This is a genomic window from Gordonia sp. McavH-238-E (genome assembly GCF_022348225.1).
In the GTDB taxonomy this organism is placed as follows: Bacteria; Actinomycetota; Actinomycetes; order Mycobacteriales; family Mycobacteriaceae; genus Gordonia; species Gordonia terrae.
On the sequence record NZ_JAKRFE010000008.1, the window covers coordinates 182,384 to 203,647 of the forward strand.

At 68.9% G+C, this 21,264-nt stretch carries 18 protein-coding genes and 1 pseudogene; 6 read left to right on the forward strand and 13 right to left on the reverse strand.

Annotated features, from left to right (window positions below; all coding sequences use genetic code 11):
- Positions 1 to 180 precede the first annotated feature (180 nt).
- From MHN80_RS14150 to MHN80_RS14160, 3 genes are read right to left on the reverse strand one after another with little or no spacing between them, the layout of a single operon-like run.
- Positions 181 to 1,707: an NAD(P)(+) transhydrogenase (Re/Si-specific) subunit beta gene (locus tag MHN80_RS14150; protein ID WP_239402368.1), complete on the reverse strand. Its 1,527-nt coding sequence runs from the start codon at positions 1,705 to 1,707 to the stop codon at positions 181 to 183.
- A gap of 20 nt (positions 1,708 to 1,727) precedes the next feature.
- Positions 1,728 to 2,033, reverse strand: a complete 306-nt coding sequence (locus MHN80_RS14155) for an NAD(P) transhydrogenase subunit alpha (protein WP_004020381.1) — start codon at positions 2,031 to 2,033, stop codon at positions 1,728 to 1,730.
- Positions 2,033 to 3,163, reverse strand: coding sequence for a Re/Si-specific NAD(P)(+) transhydrogenase subunit alpha (locus tag MHN80_RS14160; protein WP_239402369.1), 1,131 nt, complete (start codon positions 3,161 to 3,163; stop codon positions 2,033 to 2,035). The genes MHN80_RS14155 and MHN80_RS14160 overlap by 1 nt, the downstream gene beginning before the upstream one ends.
- Before the next feature lie 460 nt (positions 3,164 to 3,623).
- Here MHN80_RS14160 and MHN80_RS14165 point away from each other — a divergent pair.
- Positions 3,624 to 3,860: pseudogene (locus tag MHN80_RS14165) on the forward strand (VOC family protein); the annotation flags it as partial.
- 28 nt (positions 3,861 to 3,888) lie between these two features.
- Here MHN80_RS14165 and MHN80_RS14170 read toward each other — a convergent pair.
- Complete coding sequence (locus tag MHN80_RS14170; RefSeq protein ID WP_239402370.1) at positions 3,889 to 5,487, reverse strand: molybdopterin-dependent oxidoreductase; 1,599 nt, start codon at positions 5,485 to 5,487, stop codon at positions 3,889 to 3,891.
- A gap of 140 nt (positions 5,488 to 5,627) precedes the next feature.
- On the opposite strand from MHN80_RS14170, the gene MHN80_RS14175 reads away from it, so the two are divergent.
- Positions 5,628 to 7,100, forward strand: coding sequence for an FAD-binding protein (locus MHN80_RS14175; protein WP_239402371.1), 1,473 nt, complete (start codon positions 5,628 to 5,630; stop codon positions 7,098 to 7,100).
- 82 nt (positions 7,101 to 7,182) lie between these two features.
- Here the strand turns inward: MHN80_RS14175 and MHN80_RS14180 are convergent, their stop codons facing one another.
- The 7 genes from MHN80_RS14180 to nadB all read right to left on the reverse strand — a co-directional run bounded on the left by MHN80_RS14180 (position 7,183) and on the right by nadB (position 14,233).
- Positions 7,183 to 9,477, reverse strand: a complete 2,295-nt coding sequence (locus tag MHN80_RS14180; protein WP_239402372.1) for a cation-translocating P-type ATPase — start codon at positions 9,475 to 9,477, stop codon at positions 7,183 to 7,185.
- Positions 9,474 to 9,659, reverse strand: coding sequence for a hypothetical protein (locus MHN80_RS14185; RefSeq protein ID WP_101820011.1), 186 nt, complete (start codon positions 9,657 to 9,659; stop codon positions 9,474 to 9,476). The genes MHN80_RS14180 and MHN80_RS14185 overlap by 4 nt, the downstream gene beginning before the upstream one ends.
- A 2-nt stretch (positions 9,660 to 9,661) precedes the next feature.
- A complete protein-coding gene (locus MHN80_RS14190) occupies positions 9,662 to 9,868 on the reverse strand; it encodes a heavy-metal-associated domain-containing protein (RefSeq protein WP_004020388.1) in 207 nt (68 codons plus the stop codon).
- Positions 9,869 to 9,908: 40 nt separating this feature from the next.
- A complete protein-coding gene (locus MHN80_RS14195; RefSeq protein ID WP_004020389.1) occupies positions 9,909 to 10,202 on the reverse strand; it encodes a metal-sensitive transcriptional regulator in 294 nt (97 codons plus the stop codon).
- A gap of 284 nt (positions 10,203 to 10,486) precedes the next feature.
- On the reverse strand, positions 10,487 to 11,317 hold the full coding sequence (locus MHN80_RS14200; protein WP_239402373.1) for a hypothetical protein: 831 nt from the start codon (positions 11,315 to 11,317) through the stop codon (positions 10,487 to 10,489).
- A 178-nt stretch (positions 11,318 to 11,495) separates the two neighbouring features.
- Positions 11,496 to 12,515, reverse strand: a complete 1,020-nt coding sequence (locus tag MHN80_RS14205; protein ID WP_239402374.1) for an alpha/beta hydrolase — start codon at positions 12,513 to 12,515, stop codon at positions 11,496 to 11,498.
- Between the two features lie 68 nt (positions 12,516 to 12,583).
- Positions 12,584 to 14,233: an L-aspartate oxidase gene (nadB, locus tag MHN80_RS14210; protein WP_239402375.1), complete on the reverse strand. Its 1,650-nt coding sequence runs from the start codon at positions 14,231 to 14,233 to the stop codon at positions 12,584 to 12,586.
- A gap of 137 nt (positions 14,234 to 14,370) precedes the next feature.
- Between nadB and MHN80_RS14215 the strand changes: the two genes are divergently transcribed.
- Positions 14,371 to 15,897: an FAD-dependent oxidoreductase gene (locus MHN80_RS14215; protein WP_239402376.1), complete on the forward strand. Its 1,527-nt coding sequence runs from the start codon at positions 14,371 to 14,373 to the stop codon at positions 15,895 to 15,897.
- 16 nt (positions 15,898 to 15,913) lie between these two features.
- Here the strand turns inward: MHN80_RS14215 and MHN80_RS14220 are convergent, their stop codons facing one another.
- Positions 15,914 to 16,750: an SDR family NAD(P)-dependent oxidoreductase gene (locus MHN80_RS14220; protein ID WP_239402478.1), complete on the reverse strand. Its 837-nt coding sequence runs from the start codon at positions 16,748 to 16,750 to the stop codon at positions 15,914 to 15,916.
- A 342-nt stretch (positions 16,751 to 17,092) separates the two neighbouring features.
- On the opposite strand from MHN80_RS14220, the gene MHN80_RS14225 reads away from it, so the two are divergent.
- Genes MHN80_RS14225 through MHN80_RS14235 form a run of 3 tightly spaced genes read left to right on the forward strand, consistent with a single transcriptional unit; the run spans position 17,093 to position 19,787 of the window.
- Positions 17,093 to 18,694 (forward strand): NAD(P)/FAD-dependent oxidoreductase, encoded by a 1,602-nt coding sequence (locus MHN80_RS14225; protein WP_239402377.1) that lies wholly within the window; start codon positions 17,093 to 17,095, stop codon positions 18,692 to 18,694.
- 14 nt (positions 18,695 to 18,708) lie between these two features.
- Positions 18,709 to 19,143 carry an SRPBCC family protein gene (locus MHN80_RS14230; RefSeq protein WP_064570526.1) on the forward strand — a complete coding sequence of 145 codons (435 nt, stop codon included), beginning with the start codon at positions 18,709 to 18,711 and terminating at the stop codon, positions 19,141 to 19,143.
- A 38-nt stretch (positions 19,144 to 19,181) separates the two neighbouring features.
- Positions 19,182 to 19,787, forward strand: a complete 606-nt coding sequence (locus MHN80_RS14235; RefSeq protein WP_239402378.1) for a flavodoxin family protein — start codon at positions 19,182 to 19,184, stop codon at positions 19,785 to 19,787.
- Here MHN80_RS14235 and MHN80_RS14240 read toward each other — a convergent pair whose 3' ends face one another.
- Entirely contained in the window at positions 19,788 to 21,233 is a 1,446-nt protein-coding gene (locus MHN80_RS14240; protein ID WP_239402379.1) for an aminotransferase class I/II-fold pyridoxal phosphate-dependent enzyme, read from the reverse strand.
- Positions 21,234 to 21,264: the final 31 nt, after the last annotated feature.

Below are 21,264 nucleotides of genomic sequence, written 5' to 3' on the forward strand. Positions count from 1 at the left end.
CCTCCGATGAGATCAGGTGATGCGCTGACAGTACGGCGCCGGCCGGCCCCACGGCTTCTCGATTCCTGCTCGATCACGACCGGACACCGCGACCACTGGTCCCCCGAGGCGCGAGGAGCGCAAACGACGAGGCCCCGGCAACCAGGACGGTTGCCGGGGCCTCGGGAGGACGCGAAGACGCTAGAGGGCCTTGAGTTCCTCGATCACGCTGTCGACGCTCTTCTTGGCGTCGCCGAAGAGCATGCTGGTGCCGTCGGCGAAGAACAGCGGGTTCTCGATGCCGGCGTAACCCGAACTCATCGACCGCTTGAGCACGATGGTCGATCGCGCCTCGTCGACGTTGAGGATCGGCATGCCGTGGATCGGCGAGCTCGGATCATTGCGGGCCGCGGGGTTGGTGACGTCGTTGGCCCCGATGACGATGGCGACGTCGGTCCGGCTGAATTCGCCGTTGATGTCGTCCATCTCCTTCATCGAGTCGTATTCGACGTCGGCCTCCGCGAGCAGCACGTTCATGTGACCGGGCATGCGACCGGCGACCGGGTGGATGGCGTACTTGACCTCGACGCCCTTGGCCTCCAGCAGCTTTGCCATCTCCTTGACCGCATGCTGGGCCTGCGCCACGGCCAGACCGTACCCGGGGACGACGATGACCTGGTTGGCATACGCCATCTGGATCGCGGCGTCGGCGGCCGAGGTCGCCTTGACCGTGCCGCCTTCGGCACCGGGGCCGCCCACGGCAGCGGCATCGCCGCCGCCGAACGAGCCGAACACGATGGCCGGGATCGACCGGTTCATGGCCTTGGCCATCAGGTTGGTCAGGATCGAACCCGAGGCGCCGACGATCATGCCGGCGACGATCAGCGCGGTGTTGTCCAGCGCGATACCCGCGGCCGCAGCCGACAGACCCGTCATCGCGTTGAGCAGCGAGATGACCACCGGCATGTCCGCGCCACCGATGGGGAACACCACGAACAGACCCATCACACCGGCGGCCACCAGCACGGCGACCATCCACCAGACACTCGCGCCGCCGCCGTTGGAAGCATCGATGCCGAGGTAGATCGCCAATCCCAGTGCGACGATGAGCAACACGATGTTGGCGGCCTGGAACAGCTTGGCATTGGAGACGAAGGTCTTCTCCAACCCCTTCGGCATGATCTCCTGCAGCTTCGCGAACGCCACCAGCGATCCCCAGAACGAGACCGAACCGATGATCGCGGCGATCAGCGAGCCGATCACCAGCGGCGAGGCCGGTTCGACGTTGTGGAAGGTCGAGAACCCGGAGGTCTCGATGAACTCGGCCCAGGCGATGAGCGCCACGGTGCCACCACCGACGCCGTTGAACAGCGCGACCAGCTGCGGCATGGCCGTCATCTTGGTCTTCAGGGCAGGCGGGATACCCAGAGCCACACCGAGAACCAGACCGACGACGATGAGCACCCAGTTGATCGTGGGCACGCCCTCGGTCGAGTGCCCATCGGAACCGACAGCCCCTTCGTTCCAGACGTAGAGCAGCGTCGCGGCGACGGCCAGACCCATACCCACCGCGGCGATCCAGTTGCCGCGCACCGCGGTCTTGGGTCCGGTCAGACCCATCAGGCCGTAGATGAACAGGGAGAACGAGACGATGTAGAGCGCGGTCACCAGGTAGGCGACGCCCTCGCTCGGGGTGTGCGCACCCGCCGCGAGTACCAGCTGTGACATAGATGTTTCTGGGGAGCCGTTCATTTGGCCGCCTCCTTCTTACCCTTGAACATGCCCAGCATGCGGTCGGTGACCGCGAAGCCACCGATCACGTTGAGCGTGCCGAACACCAGCGCGACGAAGGCGATGATGCGCACACCCCACCCGGCGTCGGCGGGCAACTTGCCCAGGACCACCAGCGCGCCGAGCACGACGATGCCGTGAATGGCGTTGGTGCCCGACATCAACGGGGTGTGCAGGGTGTTGGGGACCTTGGAGATGACGGCGAAGCCGACGAACCCGGCGAGCACCAGGATCGCGAGGTTCGCGAGAAGTCCGGCATACATCAGGCCTTCACCTCCTGCTGGCCGTCTTTCGGCCCGCTCACTTCGTTCCCGGCGCCGGGCTTGTCACGGGTGACGCACGCGGCCGCAATGACCTCGTCGTCGAAATCCGGTGTGATGGAACCGTTGTCGTCGAGCATCAGCTCGATGAGCGCCAGCAGGTTCTTCGAGTACAGCTCGCTGGCGTGCTCGGGCATCGTCGCCGGCAGATTCAGCGGGGCGGCGATCGTCACGTCGTGCTTGACGACGGTCTGACCCGGCTCGGTCAACTCGCAGTTGCCGCCGGTCTCCCCGGCGAGGTCGATGACCACGCTGCCCGGCTTCATGCCCTCGACCGCAGCGGCGGTCACGAGCCGCGGCGCCGGACGCCCCGGCACGAGCGCGGTGGTGATCACCACGTCGAAACCCTTGATCGCGTCTTCGAGCGCCTGTTGCTGCTGCGCGCGCTCGGACTCGGTCAGCTCACGGGCGTACCCGCCCTCACCGGCCGCGTCGATACCCAGGTCGAGCCATTGGGCGCCGACCGATCGGACCTGCTCGGCGACCTCGGGACGCACGTCGTAGCCGGTGGTCCGCGCACCGAGCCGCTTGGCCGTGGCCAACGCCTGCAGTCCCGCGACACCCACACCCAGGACCAGCACCGTGGCCGGCTTCACCGTTCCGGCGGCGGTCGTCAGCATCGGGAAGAAGCGCGTCGAGACATCCGCCGCCACCACGACCGACTTGTAGCCCGCGACGTTGGCCTGCGAGCTCAACGCATCCATCACCTGGGCGCGGGAGATACGCGGGATGGCCTCCACCGCGTAAGCCTCCACGCCGGCATCGCGCAGGGTGCCGATCTGATTGTCGGCATTGCGCGGCGCGAGGAAGCCGATCAGCTTCTGTCCGCTCCGCAGCTTGCCGATCTCCGAATCCGACGGCGGCGACACCCGCAGAACCACATCCGATCCGTACGGATCGCCGATCGTGGCACCGGCTTCGGTGTACGCCTCGTCGGGGATCAGGGCGCCGAGACCGGCCCCCGACTCCACCACGACGGGCACACCCTTGCCCACCAGCGCGGCGACGACCTTCGGGACCAGCGCCACCCGGCGCTCCCCCTCGGCCGTCTCGCGCACGACACCCACTGTCATCTATCTCACCCTGTCTGGTCGGCGCCGCTCGTCGCAGCACCGTTGGTTGGCGCCTGTGCTCGGCGCGTCTTGTCAACGAGGTGACCTGCTTCCAGATCGTGCAGCTCCGCCATGTGTGTCGGCGGAACGGACGACCTGACGCAGGTCACGAGGTGCACGGGTTCGACAAGGGATGACTGTCTCCCGGCTCACATAAAGGTGCGTTGAACATAACATGCGTTCTCAGCGGCAGCTCAGGTGAGTCGGATACCTCACTCAACCCTTGACGCTGCGCTTTTGGTCGTTTCTGGACAGTTGTCTGTACAGGTGTCGTCCTCGCGGGGGTGCGGCACGAACACTGTCTCGGGGCGTCACCAGACACTGTCGCCCGTTCCGGCGAGAAGCGCGTTCGTCAACCTCGGAGTTCGGCAGTCTTCCGTCCGCTCACGGCGCATCATGACTTACAGAGCCGAGCGTGATGCTGTTCGGTCTTCACGCCCACACCGGAAACGCCGCCGATCAGCGGTTCGACGAGCGGGCCGTCGGACTCGATCACGTGGGGTTCTCCTGTACCCAGGACGAACTCCGGACCTGGCAGGATCGGCTCGACGCCGCGGGTATCCCGCACAGCGGAATCCGGCACGCGCACTACGGTTCCGGGTTGTCGTTCCGCGACCCCGACAACATCGCGCTCGAGTTCTTCGCACCGCCCGCGTGACGCGGTCGCGCGGCCTCGGCGCGTTGCCTCAGACGATGGTGTAGGTGCGGTCGTCCAATCCGCTGGCGCCATCCGGTGCCGGCGCCTGATAACGCTCGATCTGGGGCATCCCCTTCTGATCGATCGCCCGGCATTCGAGGGTGTGATTGCCCTTCGTCGCCTGCCAGACGAACTTCCACTGTCGCCAGGTGTCGATGCTGTACTCCGTGGTCAGCTCGGCGGGTTGCCACGGCCCCTGATCGACACGGACCTCCACGCGTTCGATGCCCGTGTGCTGGGCCCATGCGGTGCCGGCGACCACGACCTCGCCGGCCGGATGCTCGGTGCCGTCGGCCGGACGGTCGAACCGCGACGCCATCTTGATCGGGCCGAGGGCCGACCATCCGCGCGTCGTCCAGTACGCCTTGGCCTCCGAGAAGCGCGTGATCTCCCAGTCGACAACCCATTTCGTTGCCGAGACGTACCCGTACAACCCCGGCACCACCTGGCGGACCGGGTAGCCGTGTTCGAGGGGAAGCGGCGAACCGTTCATCCCGACGGCGAGGAGCGCGTCACGCCCGTCGGTGAGCGCCGAGATCGGAGTGCCACAGGTCCATCCGTCGACGCTGGTGGACAGCAGCATGTCCGAGCCCGGCCGGACGCCGGCGAGGTCGAGGACCTCACGCATCGGCACCCCCAGCCATGTCGCATTGCCGACGAGGTCGCCACCGACCTCGTTCGACACGCACGCGAGCGTCACGATCCGTTCGGTCATCGGCATGGCGAGCAGGTCGTCCCAGGACAGCGTCACCTCGCGATCCACGTCGCCGTGGATCCGCAGTCGCCATTCACCGGTGGTGAGGGTAGGGACCTGCAGCGCCGTGTCGATTCGATAGAAGTCGGCGTTGCTGGTCATGAAAGGTGTTGCGCCCGAGACCTCGAGCTCGGCACCGGCCGGGATCGGCGGCGCCTGGCTTGCGGCACGCGGCAGCAGCACCCGGGCGCGGTCGGCGACGACGCCCGCGGTGTCGGCGAGCACCCGCCGGGCCACGACCCCGACAACGACCGCGGCAGCCGCGATGCCGCCGGCGGTGAGCACGAAGCGGCGCGTGAAGTCGGACCGCGCAGCCGCTTTCGGCTCGTCGTCGGCCGAGTGTCCGTCCACCTCATCGGTATCGACCGACGCGGGACCCAACTGGGTGATCAGCACGCGGAGCACGACGACGCCGACGACCCCCGCGACGATCGACGGCAGCGCGTTCGTCCAGTCGGCATCCGGGCGGTTCAACGCCGCCAGCACGCCGACCAACCCGAAGGCTCCGATGATCACCGAGCCGAGCGGGGGTCGTCGTCGTTCGAGGTATCCGCACGCTGCGGCGAGTACCGCGATGAGGATGCCCATGCCGATGAACAGGGCGAGCTTGTCGGCGACACCGAACGTCTCGATGGCCCACTTGCGGACCGCCTCGGGTGAATGGTCGACGACCGACGAGCCCACGGCGAAATACGGCGACGCGTCCGGCGAGACCGGAACCGCGGCCAGCTCGCCCGCAGCCAGCGCCGCCCCTACCGCGACCACACCCGCCAGCGCGGGAGCCGGCGAGGAGGCGCGGTGCAAGGGGCTACGGCGCACGGTGGTGGAGGTCATATTTCTTGATAGCGGATGAACCTGTGAAAACGCCGTGGGCCGCCCGTTCCGAGACCCGCCGGTGACCCGGCGATCTGTCCGCACCATCAATCGTTACCAAGACTAGAACAGGTTCTAGTTTGTCGGCTAATCTGAGCGGCATGGCTACCAGCACCGAGATCCCGGAGACCGTCGCACTCGATTCGGTGAGCGAGTTCTCCGACGAGGTCGACGTCGTCGTGATCGGGTTCGGCATCGCCGGCGGATGCGCCGCGGCGGAGGCCGCCGCGAACGGGGCGCGGGTGCTCCTGCTCGAGCGCGCCGCGGCTCCGGGCGGCACCACATCGCTGTCCGGCGGGTTCTTCTACCTCGGCGGCGGCACCGCAGTACAGAAGGCCACCGGCCAAGAGGACTCCGTCGAAGAGATGGAGAAGTACCTCACCGCGGTGTCGATCGATCCCGAAGCCGACAAGATCCACGCCTACTGCGTCGACAGCGTCGACCACTTCAACTGGCTCGAAGGACTCGGCTTCACCTTCGAGCGCAGCTTCTATCCGGAGAAGGCCGTGATCCAGCCGGGCACCGAGGGATTGATGTTCACCGGCAACGAGAAGGTCTGGCCGTTCAAGGACCAGGCCGTTCCGGCACCGCGCGGGCACAAGGTACCGGTACCCGGGGAGACCGGAGGCGCGAAGCTGGTCATCGATCTGCTCGTCACCCGCCTCGACGAGTTGGGTGCCGAGGTCCGGTATGAGACCGGTGCCCGCCAGCTGGTCGTCGACGAGCAGGGTGCGGTCGTCGGCGTGACGTGGAAGACGCCCGACGCCGAAGGTGTCATCCGCGCGGACTCGGTGATCATCGCCGCCGGCGGCTTCGTGATGAATCCCGACATGGTGGCCGAACACACCCCTCATCTCGCCGAGAAGCCGTTCGTGCTCGGCAACACCTACGACGACGGCCACGGCCTGCGCATGGGCCGATCCGTGGGCGCCGCACTGAAGTACATGGACAAGGCGTTCATCACCGCGCCCATCTACCCACCCGCGAGCATGGTCATGGGCGTCATCGTCAACAAGTACGGCGAGCGGTTCGTGACCGAGGACTCCTACCACGCGCGGACATCGGGATTCGTTCTCGAGCAACCCGATTCGGTGGCCTACCTCATCGTGAACGAGTCGCACATGAACGAGAAGCAGAACTATCTGGTGCCGCTCATCGACGGCTGGGAGACCATCGAGGAGATGGAGCGAGACCTCGGCATCCCCGAGGGCAAGCTGCAGGCGACCATGGCCCGCTACAACGAGAACGCCGCAAAGAAGGAAGACCCCGACTTCCACAAGGCCGCCGAATTCCTCGAGCCACAGGACACCGGGCCGTGGGCCGCCTACGATCTGTCCCTCGGCAAGGCGATGTACGCCGGCTTCACCATGGGCGGCATGGCGACGTCGTTGGACGGCGAGGTACTCGACGAATCGGGCACCGTCATCACCGGCCTCTACGCGGCCGGCGCGAGTGCGACCAACATCGCCCAGGACTGCAAGGGCTATTGCAGTGGAACGCAATTAGGCGAGGGGTCGTATTTCGGCCGACGCGCCGGGCGCCATGCGGCGGCACGGGTGACCACGAGCGCGTGACGTAACGGGCCGACAACCGCCCTCCGGCAACCCACGGACGACGGAGGGAGTCGTCGGTGGCGCCGAGGAGGGCGGATTCCGCTCAGCGTTTCGGTGTGAACCCGCGCAGACGCAGGCTGTTGCCGACGACGAAGACCGACGAGAGCGCCATCGCCGCGCCGGCGATCATCGGGTTCAGCAGCCCGGCGGCGGCCAGCGGAATGGCCGCGACGTTGTACCCGAACGCCCAGAACAGGTTTCCCTTGATGGTGCCGAGGGTTCGACGCGCCAGGGCGATGGCGTCGGCCACCGCGCGCAGGTCGCCGCTCACGACCGTCAGGTCACTGGCGGCCATCGCGACATCGGTGCCGGTGCCCATCGCGAGGCCCAGATCGGCCTGCGCGAGTGCCGCGGCGTCGTTGATCCCGTCGCCGACCATCGCCACCACGTGTCCCTGCTCCTGCAGTTCGGCGATCACCTCCAGCTTGCGGCGCGGGCTGACGCCGGCGGTGACGTCGTCGATCCCGACGATCGACGCCACGGCGCGGGCGGCGCCCTCGTTGTCGCCGGTGAGCAGCTTCGGCGTCAGCCCCAGCCGCCGGAACTCGGCGATCGCCGCGGCCGACGACGGTTTGACCCGATCGGCCACCACGAGAACTCCCACGGGAACCGGTTGTCCGGCAGCATCTTCGGCGTCGGACTCGGCGACCAGCACGACGACCGCGGTCGCGCCGTCGGATTCGGCGGCTGCGACCGCGTCGTCGAGTGCAGTTGGCAACGCCACGCCCACCTTGCTCGGCGACACGACGGTCACCAGTCGGTCACCGACGATCCCGGCGACGCCCGCGCCCTGCGTGGAGACGAAATCGCGGACCCGCGAGTCGATGTGGTCACGCCCGGCATCGACGATGGCCGCCGCGATCGGGTGTTCCGATCCCGACTCCACCGATGCCGCCCAGCCCAGGACCTGCTCGGTCTCGTAACCGTCGACGACGGTGATTGCGGCGAACGTCATCTCGCCGGTGGTGACGGTGCCCGTCTTGTCCAGCACGATGGTGTCGACACGTCGCGTCGACTCCAGCACTTCGGGTCCCTTCAGCAGAATCCCGAGTTGCGCACCGCGCCCGGTGCCGACCATCAGAGCAGTCGGTGTGGCGAGCCCCAGCGCACACGGGCACGCGATGATGAGGACGGCAACGGCGGCGGTGAACGCGAAGGTCACATCGCCACCGGCGAAGTCGGTCGTCGACGCCACGCCGAGCCAGAAGCCGAGGGTGGCAAGCGATATCGCGATCACGATCGGTACGAACACCGACGAGATCCGGTCGGCCAGTCGCTGGACGTCGGCCTTGCCCTCCTGCGCCGCGGTGACCATGCGCGCCATCTGGGCGAGCGCAGTGTCGGAACCGACGGCGGTCGCCCGGACGACGAGGAGTCCGCTGGTGTTGACCGTCGCGCCGACCACCGCGTCGCCGGTGGTGACCTCGACGGGCACCGACTCGCCCGACACCATCGACGCGTCGACCGCCGACGCGCCCTCGACGACCACGCCGTCGGTGGCGATCTTCTCGCCGGGCCGGACGACGAACTCGTCCCCGACTGTCAACTGTCCGATGGGTATCCGGGACTCGGCACCATCGGGACGTCGAACCACGACGTCCTTGGCACCGAGATCCATCAGGGCGGCGAGCGCGTCCCCCGCACGGCGCTTGGCGCGCTTCTCGAAGTAGCGGCCCGCGAGCAAGAAGGTCGTCACGCCGGCCGCGGCCTCGAGGTAGATGTGCGATGAGCCGTCGGTCCGCTGCGGCAGCAGGTCGAAGCCGTGGGTGAGGCCGGGAGTGCCCGCAGTCCCCAGGAACAGCGCGTAGAGCGACCATCCGAACGCCGCCAGGGTCCCGACGGAGACCAGGGTGTCCATCGTCGTCGCACCATGACGCAGGTTGATCCAGGCCGCCCGGTGGAACGGGTACGCACCCCACACGACGACCGGAGCGGCGAGCGTCAGGGACAGCCACTGCCAGTAGGTGAACTGGAGTGCCGGGACCATCGCGAGAGCGATCACCGGCACCGAGAGGATCGCGGACACGATCAACCGCCGGCGCAAGCCCTCCAGTTCGGGGTCGCGGGAGTCGGCGTCCGCCGTGTCCGTGTCGGCGGTGGACGCAGGCGCGTCCGCCACGATCGGCGACGCGTCGTAACCCGCGGCGCGGACCACCTCGACCAGGTCGCCTGCCGTCAGACCCGCAGGCACCTCGACGTGGGCGCGTTCGGTCGCGTAGTTCACCGACGCGGTCACACCGTCGAGCTTGTTGAGCTTGCGCTCGATGCGGTTGGCGCAGGATGCGCACGTCATTCCGGAGATGTCCAGGTCGACCAGTTGCCCGGTGCTCGCGGTCATGGGTGATCACCTCCGTGTGGGTTCGATGACGGTTCGTCGGTGACCACGACGCCATGCGAGGGGGCATCGTGCGTCACCGGCTCGACGTCGGGACCCCATGCGCGGCCGACGCCGAACGCGAGAGCGAAGACCGCGATCAGCGCGACGACGTAGGCCAGGGGCCCGGTGGCGGCGGATCTCATGGTCAGACCAGCACGTAGCCGGCTTCGGTGACGGCCGTCGCGACCTCGTCTCGGCCGAGTTCACGATCGGCCGACACGCGCACCGAGCCGTCGTCGACGGTCACCTCGACGCTCGTCACGCCGGGCAGGGCCTCGATCTCCTCACGGACCGACGCTGCGCAGTGGCCGCAGGTCATGCCGGTGACGGTGTAAGTGCTGGTGGTGCTCATGCGCGTGCTCCTCGGATCGTCGAAGTGTGTGAGTGGTGGGTCAGGACTTGACCAGGCGCGTGATCGCGGCCATGGCCTCGTCGACCTTGGCCTTGCCGGCCTCGTCGCTCTCCTGCGCGGCATGCACCACGCAGTGGGCCATGTGCTCCTCCAGCAGACCGAGGCTCACCGCCTGCAGCGCCTTGGTCATCGCCGACACCTGCGTGAGGATGTCGATGCAGTAGGTGTCTTCCTCGACCATGCGCTGCAGTCCGCGTGCCTGACCTTCGATGCGCTTGAGTCGGCGGAGGTAGTCGTCCTTCCGGCCGATGTAACCGTGCTGGTGCTCGTCCATGATTCTCCCGTCCGGATACCCCTCAAGGGTATGCTCGACCAGGTATACCACCGTGGCGCCGATAACGGTACCCCCCTACCGTATCGGCGAGCTCAGCGAGCCTTGTGCTCCCTGAGGTGCGAGCTTTGTGCTCCCTGAGGTGCGAGCGCAGCGATCCTTGTGCTCCCTGAGGTGCGAGCGCAGCGATCCTCGTGCTCCCTGAGGTGCGAGCGCAGCGATCCTCGTGCTCCCTGAGGTGCGAGCGCAGCGAGCCACGAAGGGCTCAGCGAACCGGAGGGAGCAAACTACGTCCGCAGCGCGGCAGCCAACTTGGCCAGCGCGCCGGCCACCTCGTCGAGTGCGGCTCCGATGGCCGCCACTCGTGCGGCGTCGAAACCCGGTGCACCGTGGTCGGGCCCGGACACGGCCGGGAGGTTCCCCGGTGTGACGGCGGCCGGCCGGGATCCCGGACCGCCGACAACCGGGCCGCCGCGGCCGGGTCCGTCGACAGGGTCCACCGGGTCCGGTGAGTAAGCGACGTCATACCCGTCGGCCCGGTGACGACGACCCTGATAGTCGTCGACCACCTGCGGCTCGACGTTGGTCGAGCGCCGTCCACCGCGATACGACGTGTTCGGTTCCGGGTCGTCGGACGCCGAGGGCTGCGCGGCGAGCGACGCGGCCGGGTGAGAGTCGGGCAGGCGGTGCGACCCCATCCGTGACGAACCCGCTTGCGGCGGGGACTGACGCAGCGGGTCGACGCCGCGATCAGGCGCAACGGTCCGGGGATCGGGTGCGCCCGCGCCGCTCATCACCGACGGAGCGTGCCCGTTGCTGCGCGCATAGAAGTGCGGGCCGCCGTGCCCGGCGAAGAACACGCAGCCCGCGCCCTCCGGGGACGGCACCGGGCACGGGTTGCGTTCGATGAGGGACTGCGCGCGGTCGTCGAAGTCGTTCCATTCGAGCCACAGCCGCCGGTCATGCCGCGGATGCGTGCTCGCATCGGTGGCGTGATTACCTCGGTGACCGATCGCCAGCCGGCACTGCAGCAACCAATCGGAGTCACCCGACAGTCCCAGCGCCGCGCGTTCGGCCGGCCGGCACACCACCGTCGACCAACAGCCCTCGCCGTTCATACGGACTCCCCTTCATGCCTTGCATCGCCGCGAGATCTTCGCACGACCACACCACTGTGGCGCGCACGGTCGTCTTCTCGTGCCCGTCGGCTTCGTGCCGCCCGGTAGCAAGCCCCCCGGCATGCATTTCCGCGGTGGCCGGCCCCCCGTGGCCACTCTGTGGTGAAGATCCCGCGGGTCAGTCTACGAAGCGGGCCGGTCCGGTGCCACCCTCTTGGCCCCGCGCGTCTGAACTGACGAACGCCAGGATCCTCCCGTGCACCTCATCCGGCCGGTCGAGGTGCAGAAAATGGCCCGCTCCGGCGACTACCGCGGCCGCGCTGCCGGGCGGCAGCACCTCTCGGACGTGGTCGGTGAGGCGCGACTGCATACAACCATCGTCGGCTCCGTGCAGATACAGCGTGGGACAACGCGGTTCGCCCAGCCAGTCGTCCCGCATCGCAGCGTAGCGAGGATGAGTCCGCGGCCTGCGGAGCGCGCGGTAGTACCCGAGCGCCGCCGTCCGGTGAGCACGAGTGGGCAGCGCCGCCAGAGCGAGGTCGACGTCGAGTCGGTGGTCGGGCCGCGCGCCGGCGCCCGAGTTCAGTCGCCAGCGGCGCCACAGCAGCGGGATCAGCCGGTGGAGCACCCGTTCGGGTAACCACGGCACCTGGTTGAAGGCGATGTACCAGCTCATCAACGCCTGACGGGCGAGGGTCTTGGCTCCGTCGATCCCTCCGGCGAGCGAGCGTCGCACCGCCGGGACCGGCGGCACCGACATCGAGACCACCGCCACGAACGGATTGTCGGCGCGATGTGCCACGGCGTTCGCCGTCATCGCGCCCCAGTCGTGCCCGATCAACACCGCGTCGGCACCCGCACCCGCGGCGCGATGAACCGCGACCGCGTCGTAGGCGAGCGCGGCCACGTGAAAGTCGTTGTCCGACGGTATTTCCGACGGAGCGTAGCCACGGGTGAAGGGAGCGATCACCCGATGTCCGGCGGCGGCGAGTTCGGGACCGAGATGCCGCCACGTCCATGCCGAGTCGGGGAACCCGTGCAGACAGACGACGACCGGCCCGGCCGCGGGGCCCCAGGCCAGCGCATGCAGCGTGACGTGTCCGAGGCCCAGGGTGATCCGTTCGGGCGTCGCGATGGCCGGGTCGTCGTGATCGGGGCTGCCATCGCACCCCGAACCGTCTGCTGAGATCTGGGTCATCGTCGCCAATCTAACGCCGACGGCACCCCGCCCGCATCGACTTCACCGGTCACGACGAACCGGTCGCGTCAACCGGTCGCAACCGCGGGGCGGGCCTCGCGCAGTTCGCCGTCGACGACGCGGAACGCCCGCGACTCCGCCACGTCGGCGGTCAGCGGGTGATCCGTGCGGACGTGCGCGCCTCGCGACTCGGTGCGCGCGGCCGCCGCGGCGACGACTGCCGCCGCGGTGAGCGTGAGCGCCGCGTCCTCGACATCGCGTACCGACTGCGCCGGCCGACGGGGCGCGGCGGCGATCGCGTCGGCGGCCGCGTCGAGCCCCGAGGCGGACCGTCGCAGTGCCACCTCCCGCGTCATCACGTCCTGCAGCACGTCCCGATCCAGGATGGGGACAGGCTGCTCGGCCCGCCGGCGACCGGCCTGCGGAAGCGGGAGCCCACGCCGGGTGACCGCCACCGCGGCTGCGCGTCGGCCCATCACCAGGCCCTCGAGGAGGCTGTTCGACGCCAGGCGGTTGGCGCCGTGCAACCCGGTGCGCGCGACCTCGCCGGCCGCGAGCAGTCCGTCCACCGCGGTGCGGGCCGACTCGTCGGTGACGACGCCCCCGCACAGATAGTGGGCTCCCGGCACGACCGGGATACGGCCGGATGCGGGATCCAGCCCGGCCGCACGCACTCCGGCGGTCACCGTCGGGAAGCGGTCCTCGAAGTCGACGACGCCGCTCGTGTCGAGATAGACGCACGGGTGCCCGGTGAGTTCGATCGCGGTCTGCACGGCGTCGGCCACCACGTCGCGGGGCGCGAGATCGCCCATCGGGTGGACACCCTCGGTGACCGACCGGCCCTCGACGTCGACGAGTCGGCCGCCCTCTCCGCGCACTGCCTCGCTGATGAGCGTCCGGCGACCCCGCGCGCCGTCGGTGTAGAGCATCGTCGGGTGGAACTGGATGAACTCGAGGTCGGCCACCTCTGCCCCGGCGCGCAACGCCAGGGCGATGCCGTCACCCGTCGAACCTGCCGGATTCGTGGTGGCGGCGTAGAGGTGCCCGGTTCCCCCGGTCGCGAGCAACACGGTCGGGGCCAGCACGGACGCGGCACGCCCCGACCGCAGACACGCGACGCCGACGGCACGCCCGTCGTCGACGTGGACCGCGGTGGCGATCGTGTCGTCGAGGAAGCGGATCGGCGAGACGCCCCCGCCGATGCGGCCGGAGTGCCGGACGGCCTCGTGCAGGGCCCGCTGGATCGCGGCACCGGTTGCATCGCCCCCGGCGTGGATGATGCGCCGTCGGGTGTGACCGCCTTCGCGGGTCCGCAGCAGTGAACCGTCCAAGTCCCGGTCGAATTCGGCACCCCAGCCGATCAGCGCCGACACCGACTCCCACCCGTCGGCGAGGATGGGTCCCGACGCCGTCGGGTCGGTGAGTCCGCCGCCGGCGGCGACCGTGTCGGCGAGATGGCGGTCCACCGAGTCGGCGGCCTCCGGGCCCGCCGCCCCGGGGATCACCACTGCGACACCGCCCTGGGCGTAGAACGTGGAGGTCGGCTGCTCCCGGCTCGCGGCGTCCCATCGCGGCCCCTTGTTGAGCACGACGACCCGCAGGCCGTCCTGCGCAGCCCACAGCGCGGCGGTGAGACCTGCGATACCGGCACCCACCACCACCAGGTCGGCGTGGACCGTCTGATCGGTCCCGACCGGCTCCCGTGTGAACCCGCTCATGTCAACCGCCTCTCGCCGCGGCGTCCGACACCGCGCGTCTCCGGGGCAACACCGCGCAGACGTTTTCGATTCCCAGTCGAAAACCTTACCCCGGCCGCGATGTTTCATCACCTCCTCCCGAGGCAAACCCGGACACCATGAAAACCCTCTGGTTCGACCCCGCCGGCGAGGCAGCCCCCGACTACCTGCCCGATGTCCGTCCGGAGACGATGCCGATCGACGTCGTCGACACCTTCGACCAGATCGTCGTCGGCGGCGGGATCACGGGCCTGACCACCGGTCTCCTCCTGGCCCGCGCCGGTCAGTCGGTCGCGGTCCTCGAGGCACGGCACATGGGTGCCGCGGCGACCGGCCACACCACCGGCAAACTGTCCCTGCTGCAGGGCACCCGGTTGTCGTCGATCGCGAGCCGCCACGGTCATGCGGCCGTTCAGGACTACGTCGAGGCCAATCGCGAAGCCCAGGCGTGGTTGCGGCACTACCTGGAGCACCGCGGGCTTCCCGTCGACGAGCGGGCCGCGCTGACGTTCGCGGCCACCGCGTCCGGCGCGAAGTCGGTCGAGAAGGAGTACGAGGCGTGCCGCGCCCACGATCTGCCGGTCGAGCATGTGGACTGCCCCGAGCTGCCCTTCGACGTCCGGAGCGCGATCCGCCTCGACGGCCAGGCGCAGATCGACCCGATGGTCGTCCTGCGCGCCCTCGCCGACGACCTCCGCGCGCACGGCGGCCACTTCTACGAGGGCGTTCGCGCGCAAGGACTCCGCCACGGCTCACCGAACGTGCTGACGACCGACGCAGGTGACGTGCGTGCCCACTCGGTGATCATCGCGACCGGGCAACCCTTCCTCGACCGCGGCGGCTTCTTCGCGCGGGTCCACCCGCAACGCTCCTACGCCGCCGCGTTCACCGTCGACGGGGAGATCCCCCGGGAGATGTACCTGGGCTCGGACAACCCGTCGGTCTCCCTGCGGACGGTCCGGCGACCCGGTCACGACGGGGAGCTCCTGATGGTCGGCGGATTCGGGCACGAGGTGGGCCGGACGAAGTCCGAACGACAGCACGTCCTGGACATGCTGAGCTGGACCCAGAAGCATTTCCCCAGCGCCCAGATGGTCGCGCGGTGGTCGGCCCAGGACTACACGACCATCGACGAGATGCCCTATGTCGGACCGATTCTCCCGGGCGTCGACTCGGCGCAGGTGGCGACCGGTTTCGCCAAGTGGGGTCTCACCAACGGGGTCGCCGCGGCACTCGCCATGACCGGACGGATCCTCGGAACCGAGCCCCCGTGGTCGGCGACACTGCGTCCGTGGCGAACGACCGAGATCAGCCGGCCGGGATCATTGATCTCGGCGGCGTCGGCGAACGCACAGGTTGCGGGCTATCTGGCAGGCGGCTATCTCTCGCTGCTGAAGCCGACCGGCGCGGCGCCGAAGGAAGGTGACGGGACCGTCGGACGCTCCGGCATCACACCCGAGGGACGGTGCACGGTGGAGGGTCAGACGCGGTCGGTGGCGCCGCTGTGCACGCATCTGTACGGGGTGCTGCGGTGGAACGACGCGGAGCAGTCCTGGGACTGCCCGCTGCATGGTTCGCGGTTCAGTCACACCGGCGAGGTCCTCGAAGGTCCGGCGACGCGAAACCTGGCTTCGCACAACGACTGACGTCGCCACGCCGAGTTCATCGCGAACGCGACGCCCCGTCGACGGCGCCGGGCCGGATCTCTCGGAGAGCGGCGTCCCCCAGGATCCGCCGAAAGACCGGCCGGGTGAGCGTCGCCACCGGCCGCTGTACCGCGCCGGCCAGCAGGCGCACTCCCAGATCGATTGCGCGCGCGTCGAATCCGACGGGGATGCGGTCGCGACCCGCCAGTACGCCGTGCAGGATCGCCGCGGCCGCCGCCTCCGGCCTGGTCCCGGGCAGGCGGTGGTTGAATCCGCGCGTGACGAAGTCCCGCACCCCTGGTGTCACATAGCGTGCGCGGGTGGCGATCTCGGTGTGGACGGCACCGGGGTGCACCACATGCAGCCGAACCCCGGAGCCGTCGGCCCGCAGCTGCTGCTGAACGGTCTCGGAGTATCCTCGAGCGGCGAACTTCGACGCCGAGTACGCCGATTGCGCAGGCGAGCCGAGGAACCCGAACGCACTCGAGGTGTTCACGATGGAGCCGCTGCCGGCCGCCTCGAGGTGCGGGAGGAAGGCCACCGTGCCGTTCACGACACCGCCCAGGTTGACGGACATGATCCGCCGCGCGTAGTCGTCATCCTCCTCGAGAACCCCGGCCACCATCGTGATCCCGGCGTTGTTGAACACCATCGCGGGTGCCCCGGACCTGCCGACGACGGCGTCGGCATGGGCGGCCACCGCGTCGGCGTCGGAGACATCGACCTCGTCGACCTGCACCCGAACCCCGGAGTCGCACAGACCCGCCGTCTCCAGCGCAGCGGGTACGTCGACGTCGACCAGGTACAGCTCGACGCCCGCGCGGGCCAGGCGTCGCGCCAGCGCCCGGCCCATGCCCGCCCCGGCGCCGGTGACGACCACCGGCCGGCCGGCGCATCGTCGGCGCAACCGATGGTCGGAGACCTGCGGATGCCACAGTTGTTCGGGCGGGAACGGCAGGTCCGAGAGGCGTGACCGGAGGCCAGACGAGTTCGTCACCCCGGCGGACTACCCCCGTGCCGGGGCACTACACATCGCCCATGATCGCCACGCGAGGCGCCGACGGGCCGCACGGGTTCACCGTCCTCGTGTGCCGTTCGCGTTTACCCTCTGGGGCGGCGGGTATCCCGCGCACCGGACGGAAGAGCACGGCGAACGGACCCGGACCAGGGTGACACCGACGAGAGGAGCCGACCGGTGAGCGTGTCGGACGCAGTTGTCATCGGAGCCGGCCACAACGGCCTCATCGCCGCGATACGCCTGGCCGATGCGGGCTGGGATGTCACGCTCCTCGAAGCACAGCCCGAAGTCGGCGGCGCGATTCGCAGTGCGGAACTCACCCCCGGTTACGTGACGGATCTGTTCAGCGCCTTCTACCCACTCGCGGTCGCGTCCCCGGTCTTCGCGGACCTCGACCTCGCCGATCACGGACTGGAGTGGAGCCGCGCCCCGCTCGCCTTCGGCCACCCCGCCGGGCCCGACGACGTCGACGCGCCGGTCGTCTTCCCCGACGCCGCGGACACCGCAGCGCACCTGGCCACCTTCGACGAGCGTGACCGGCGCGCCTGGCTCGACCTGGTCGAGCAGTGGGAACAACTCCGGCCGGCGATCCTCGACATCCTGTTCGGTCCGTTCCCCCCGGTCCGCGCGTTGTTGTCGCTCCTACGCTCGCTCGGCACGGCCGACGCCCTGCGCCTGGCCCGGTTCCTCATCCTGCCGGCCGATCAGATGGTGCGGGAACTCTTCCACAGCGAGAAATCCGGTCTGCTCATCATCGGCAACTCCCTGCACGCCGACATCCCGCTCCACGCACCCGGCAGCGGAATGATGGGGTATCTGCTGACCATGCTCGGCCAGGACACCGGATATCCCGTACCCGTGGGCGGGGCGAGCGCGCTGCCCGCGGCCCTTCGACGCCGCGCCGAGAGCGCCGGGGTGACCGTCGTCTACGACACGCGAGTCACACACATCGACGTCCAGGGCGGGCGGGCCACCGGGGTCGTGGACAGCACCGGCCGCCGATGGCCGGCGAAGCGCGCCGTCCTCGCCGACGTGGCAGCGCCCACGCTCTACACCGAGTTGCTCTCGGCCGACGACGTGCCCGCGCGCGTCCTCGACGACCTGCGGACCTTCACCTGGGACACCCCGGTGGTCAAGGTGAACTATGCGCTGAGTGAGAAGATTCCGTGGCGCAGTACCAATCTCAGCGGAGCCGGCACGATCCACCTCGGCGCCGACGCGCGCAACATCGCCTACGGGACCGCCGACATCGAAACCGGTCGCGTCCCGGAGCATCCGTTTCTGCTCTTCGGACAAATGACCACCGCCGACCCGGGTCGGTCCCCCGCCGGCACGGAAAGCGCATGGTCGTACAGCCATCTACCACGCGGGGTGACCGACGACGAGGCGGCCCAGCTGTTGGCCCGCAGGATGGACGCCGTGCTCGAAGCCCACGCGCCCGGTGTCTCCGACCTCATCGTGGGACGGCATGTCCAGACCCCGCACGACCTGCAGGCCGCCGACGCCAGTCTCGTCCACGGGACGGTCAACGGTGGTACGGCACAACTGTTCCAGCAGTTGATCTTCCGCCCGACGCCGAACCTCGGCGGTGCGTCGACGCCGGTGGATCGGCTCTACCTGGCCGGCTCGGGGGCCCATCCGGGCGGCGGAGTGCATGGTGCTTGCGGCAACAACGCCGCACGCGCCGCCCTCGGCTCGGACGGTCTTCGCGGATTGCCGCGACGAGTGTTCGACCGCAACGTCATCCGTCGACTGACGAAGACCGACAACAACCACTGAACGGAGACCCGAGCATGAACCGAGTCGAACGCCACACGAGCGCAACACCGGCGCAGGTCTGGTCGGTGCTCTCCAACGGTTGGCTCTACGCATCGTGGGTGGTGGGTGCCTCCCGGATCCGCGATGTCGATCAGTCATGGCCGCAGGCGGGATCGAAGATCCACCACTCGGTGGGGGTGTGGCCGGCTCTGCTGAACGACGAGACGACATCCGTCGAGTCGAAGGCCGGGCTCCTCGAATTGTCGGCGGCGGGCTGGCCTTTCGGACGCGCACGCATTCGCATGACCGTGGAGAAGGACGGAAACGGTTCCCTGATCGGCATGGAGGAGTTCGTGGAGACCGTGCCGCTCAGGTGGATTCCGCCGACGATCCAGGAGACCGTCATGTCCCCGCGTCTGAACGAGTGCCTGCAACGCTTGGCGATGCTCGCGGAGAACCACGCGAGCTGACGAGGGTTGTGTCCACGTCGGTTCGGGTATTCGCCGGCATGACCACTGCACTCGCGATCACCTGCACCCTCAAACCGTCACCTGCCGAATCCAGCAGCGACCTCATCGCCCGGCACATCCTCGACGCCCTCGCCGAGCAGGGCGTGACCGGCGACATCATCCGCGCCGTGGATCACGACATCCGGCCCGGAGTCGAACGGGACATGGGCGACGGTGACGCCTGGCCGGCGATCTTCGAGCGCGTCGCCGCTGCGGACATCCTGGTGATCACCACCCCGACGTGGCTGGGTCACATGTCGAGCGTGGCACAGCGTGTGCTCGAGCGCCTCGATGCGGAGATCTCCGAGACCGACGACGCCGGCCGCCCGAACATGCTCGGAAAGGTCGCGATGTGCGGCGTGGTCGGCAACGAGGACGGCGCGCACAAGATCATCGCCGACATCTTCGGCGCACTCAACGACATCGGGTTCACGATTCCCGGGCAGGGCAACACCTATTGGAACGACGAGGCGATGGGCGGCCGCGACTACAAGGACCTCGGCGCGGTCCCGGATCCGGTCGACTCGGCGACCCATGCCGCCGCCCGTAACGCGGCACACCTCGCGCAGCTGCTGTCACAGAACGCTTTTCCGGCGTACGAGTGATCACCGGACGACACTGATCGTCTCCAGCTCGTCGTCGGCGGCGTCGGGCAGATTCATGCCCGCGTTCTTGCCGGTGCGCAGGTAGTCCACGACCGCCTGATCGAGGACCTCACCCGGCACGACCACGGGAATCCCGGGCGGGTAGGGCGTGATCTGCTCGGCGGCGATCCGGCCGGGGGCCTGGTCCAGGGACACCGCCTCGGTGTCGCCGAAGAAGGCGTCCCGGGGCAGCATCCGATTCTCCAGTTGCAACTCGTCGGGGGACGGCTGCCGGATCGACGGTGGGGTCTCGAAGCCGTCTGCGGCACGCGATAATTCGCGCAGTGCGTCGAGAAGTCGGCCCGTGGTGTGCTCGTCGTCCGCGTGCGACAGGGTGGCCAGGATTCGACGGTGGTCGCTCAATCCGACGTCGACGCGACAGTTCTCCCGCAACCAGTCGGCACACTGATAGCCACTGACGCCGAGCTCGTCGACATCGATGAGCACCTGCATCTCGTCGAGATCATGACTCGCCTCCTCGTGGAGGAGCTCGTCGTGCATGACCTTCAGACCGGGAATCTCGTCCACGCTGCGGCGGACAGATCGAGCCAGTTCGAGTGCGCTACCCAGCATCTCGCGGCCCGACTCCACCATGAAGCGACGCCAGCCGTCCAGGGCCGAGTAGATCAGGACGTTCGGGCTGGTGGTCATCAACAGGTCCGCACACTGTGACAGCCGGGTCCGGTCCACCAGGTCGCCCTGCACGTGGAACACCGACCCCTGTTCGAAGCCCGCCCCCATCTTGTGGACGCTGACCACGCAGACGTCGGCCCCGGCGTCCATGGCCCAGGTCGGCAACTCGTCGTGAAACGGCAGGTGTGCACCCCACGCCTCGTCGACGATCAGCGGCTTGCCGAACTCGTGGCAGACATCGGCGATGGCGCGGATGTCGGCACAGGTGCCGTACGGAGTCGGACTGACGAGCAGCAGCCCGGAGGCCTGCGGATCGGTCTCCCACGCCTTGCGGACCTCCTCCGGCGACGGCGGGTGAGTGAGGTGGAGGGTCTCGTCCCAGCGCGGGCGCAGGCCCGAGAAGATCAATCCCGCGACGATCGACTTGTGCGCGTCTCTGGTCAGGAGCAACTCGCCGTTTCCGCCACCCGCGACGGCCATCATCGCCGCTTTCACCGACAGGGAGCTGCCGCAGGTCGAGAAGAACGCCATCTCGGCACCGACCGCCTCGGCCATGAGATCCTCCGCGTCGGAGAGGTAACTGCCCGTCATCCGCCGGTCGTCGAGGCCGCCCGAGGCCAGCACGTCGGAGGCGAAGGCGTCCGCGCCGATCGCCGACCGGGTCCGTTCGTCCACCCCGCGCCCCTGACGGTGGCCGGGCGGCGTGAACCCGTAGCGTTCGTCGCGGCGGTACGCCTCGAGGGCTTCCAGGAGCGGTGCACGGGATTGGTCCATGGTGTGGACTCCTCACTGTTGCGGTCGGTCG

Bases quoted from the DNA above. Each gene is read 5' to 3' on its own strand.
- MHN80_RS14150 (WP_239402368.1), bottom strand. From the start codon at position 1,707: ATGTCACAGCTGGTACTCGCGGCGGGTGCGCACACCCCGAGCGAGGGC.
- MHN80_RS14155 (WP_004020381.1), bottom strand. From the start codon at position 2,033: ATGTATGCCGGACTTCTCGCGAACCTCGCGATCCTGGTGCTCGCCGGG.
- MHN80_RS14160 (WP_239402369.1), bottom strand. From the start codon at position 3,163: ATGACAGTGGGTGTCGTGCGCGAGACGGCCGAGGGGGAGCGCCGGGTG.
- MHN80_RS14170 (WP_239402370.1), bottom strand. From the start codon at position 5,487: ATGACCTCCACCACCGTGCGCCGTAGCCCCTTGCACCGCGCCTCCTCG.
- MHN80_RS14175 (WP_239402371.1), top strand. From the start codon at position 5,628: ATGGCTACCAGCACCGAGATCCCGGAGACCGTCGCACTCGATTCGGTG.
- MHN80_RS14180 (WP_239402372.1), bottom strand. From the start codon at position 9,477: ATGACCGCGAGCACCGGGCAACTGGTCGACCTGGACATCTCCGGAATG.
- MHN80_RS14185 (WP_101820011.1), bottom strand. From the start codon at position 9,659: ATGAGATCCGCCGCCACCGGGCCCCTGGCCTACGTCGTCGCGCTGATC.
- MHN80_RS14190 (WP_004020388.1), bottom strand. From the start codon at position 9,868: ATGAGCACCACCAGCACTTACACCGTCACCGGCATGACCTGCGGCCAC.
- MHN80_RS14195 (WP_004020389.1), bottom strand. From the start codon at position 10,202: ATGGACGAGCACCAGCACGGTTACATCGGCCGGAAGGACGACTACCTC.
- MHN80_RS14200 (WP_239402373.1), bottom strand. From the start codon at position 11,317: ATGAACGGCGAGGGCTGTTGGTCGACGGTGGTGTGCCGGCCGGCCGAA.
- MHN80_RS14205 (WP_239402374.1), bottom strand. From the start codon at position 12,515: ATGACCCAGATCTCAGCAGACGGTTCGGGGTGCGATGGCAGCCCCGAT.
- nadB (WP_239402375.1), bottom strand. From the start codon at position 14,233: ATGAGCGGGTTCACACGGGAGCCGGTCGGGACCGATCAGACGGTCCAC.
- MHN80_RS14215 (WP_239402376.1), top strand. From the start codon at position 14,371: ATGAAAACCCTCTGGTTCGACCCCGCCGGCGAGGCAGCCCCCGACTAC.
- MHN80_RS14220 (WP_239402478.1), bottom strand. From the start codon at position 16,750: ATGGGCCGGGCGCTGGCGCGACGCCTGGCCCGCGCGGGCGTCGAGCTG.
- MHN80_RS14230 (WP_064570526.1), top strand. From the start codon at position 18,709: ATGAACCGAGTCGAACGCCACACGAGCGCAACACCGGCGCAGGTCTGG.
- MHN80_RS14235 (WP_239402378.1), top strand. From the start codon at position 19,182: ATGACCACTGCACTCGCGATCACCTGCACCCTCAAACCGTCACCTGCC.
- MHN80_RS14240 (WP_239402379.1), bottom strand. From the start codon at position 21,233: ATGGACCAATCCCGTGCACCGCTCCTGGAAGCCCTCGAGGCGTACCGC.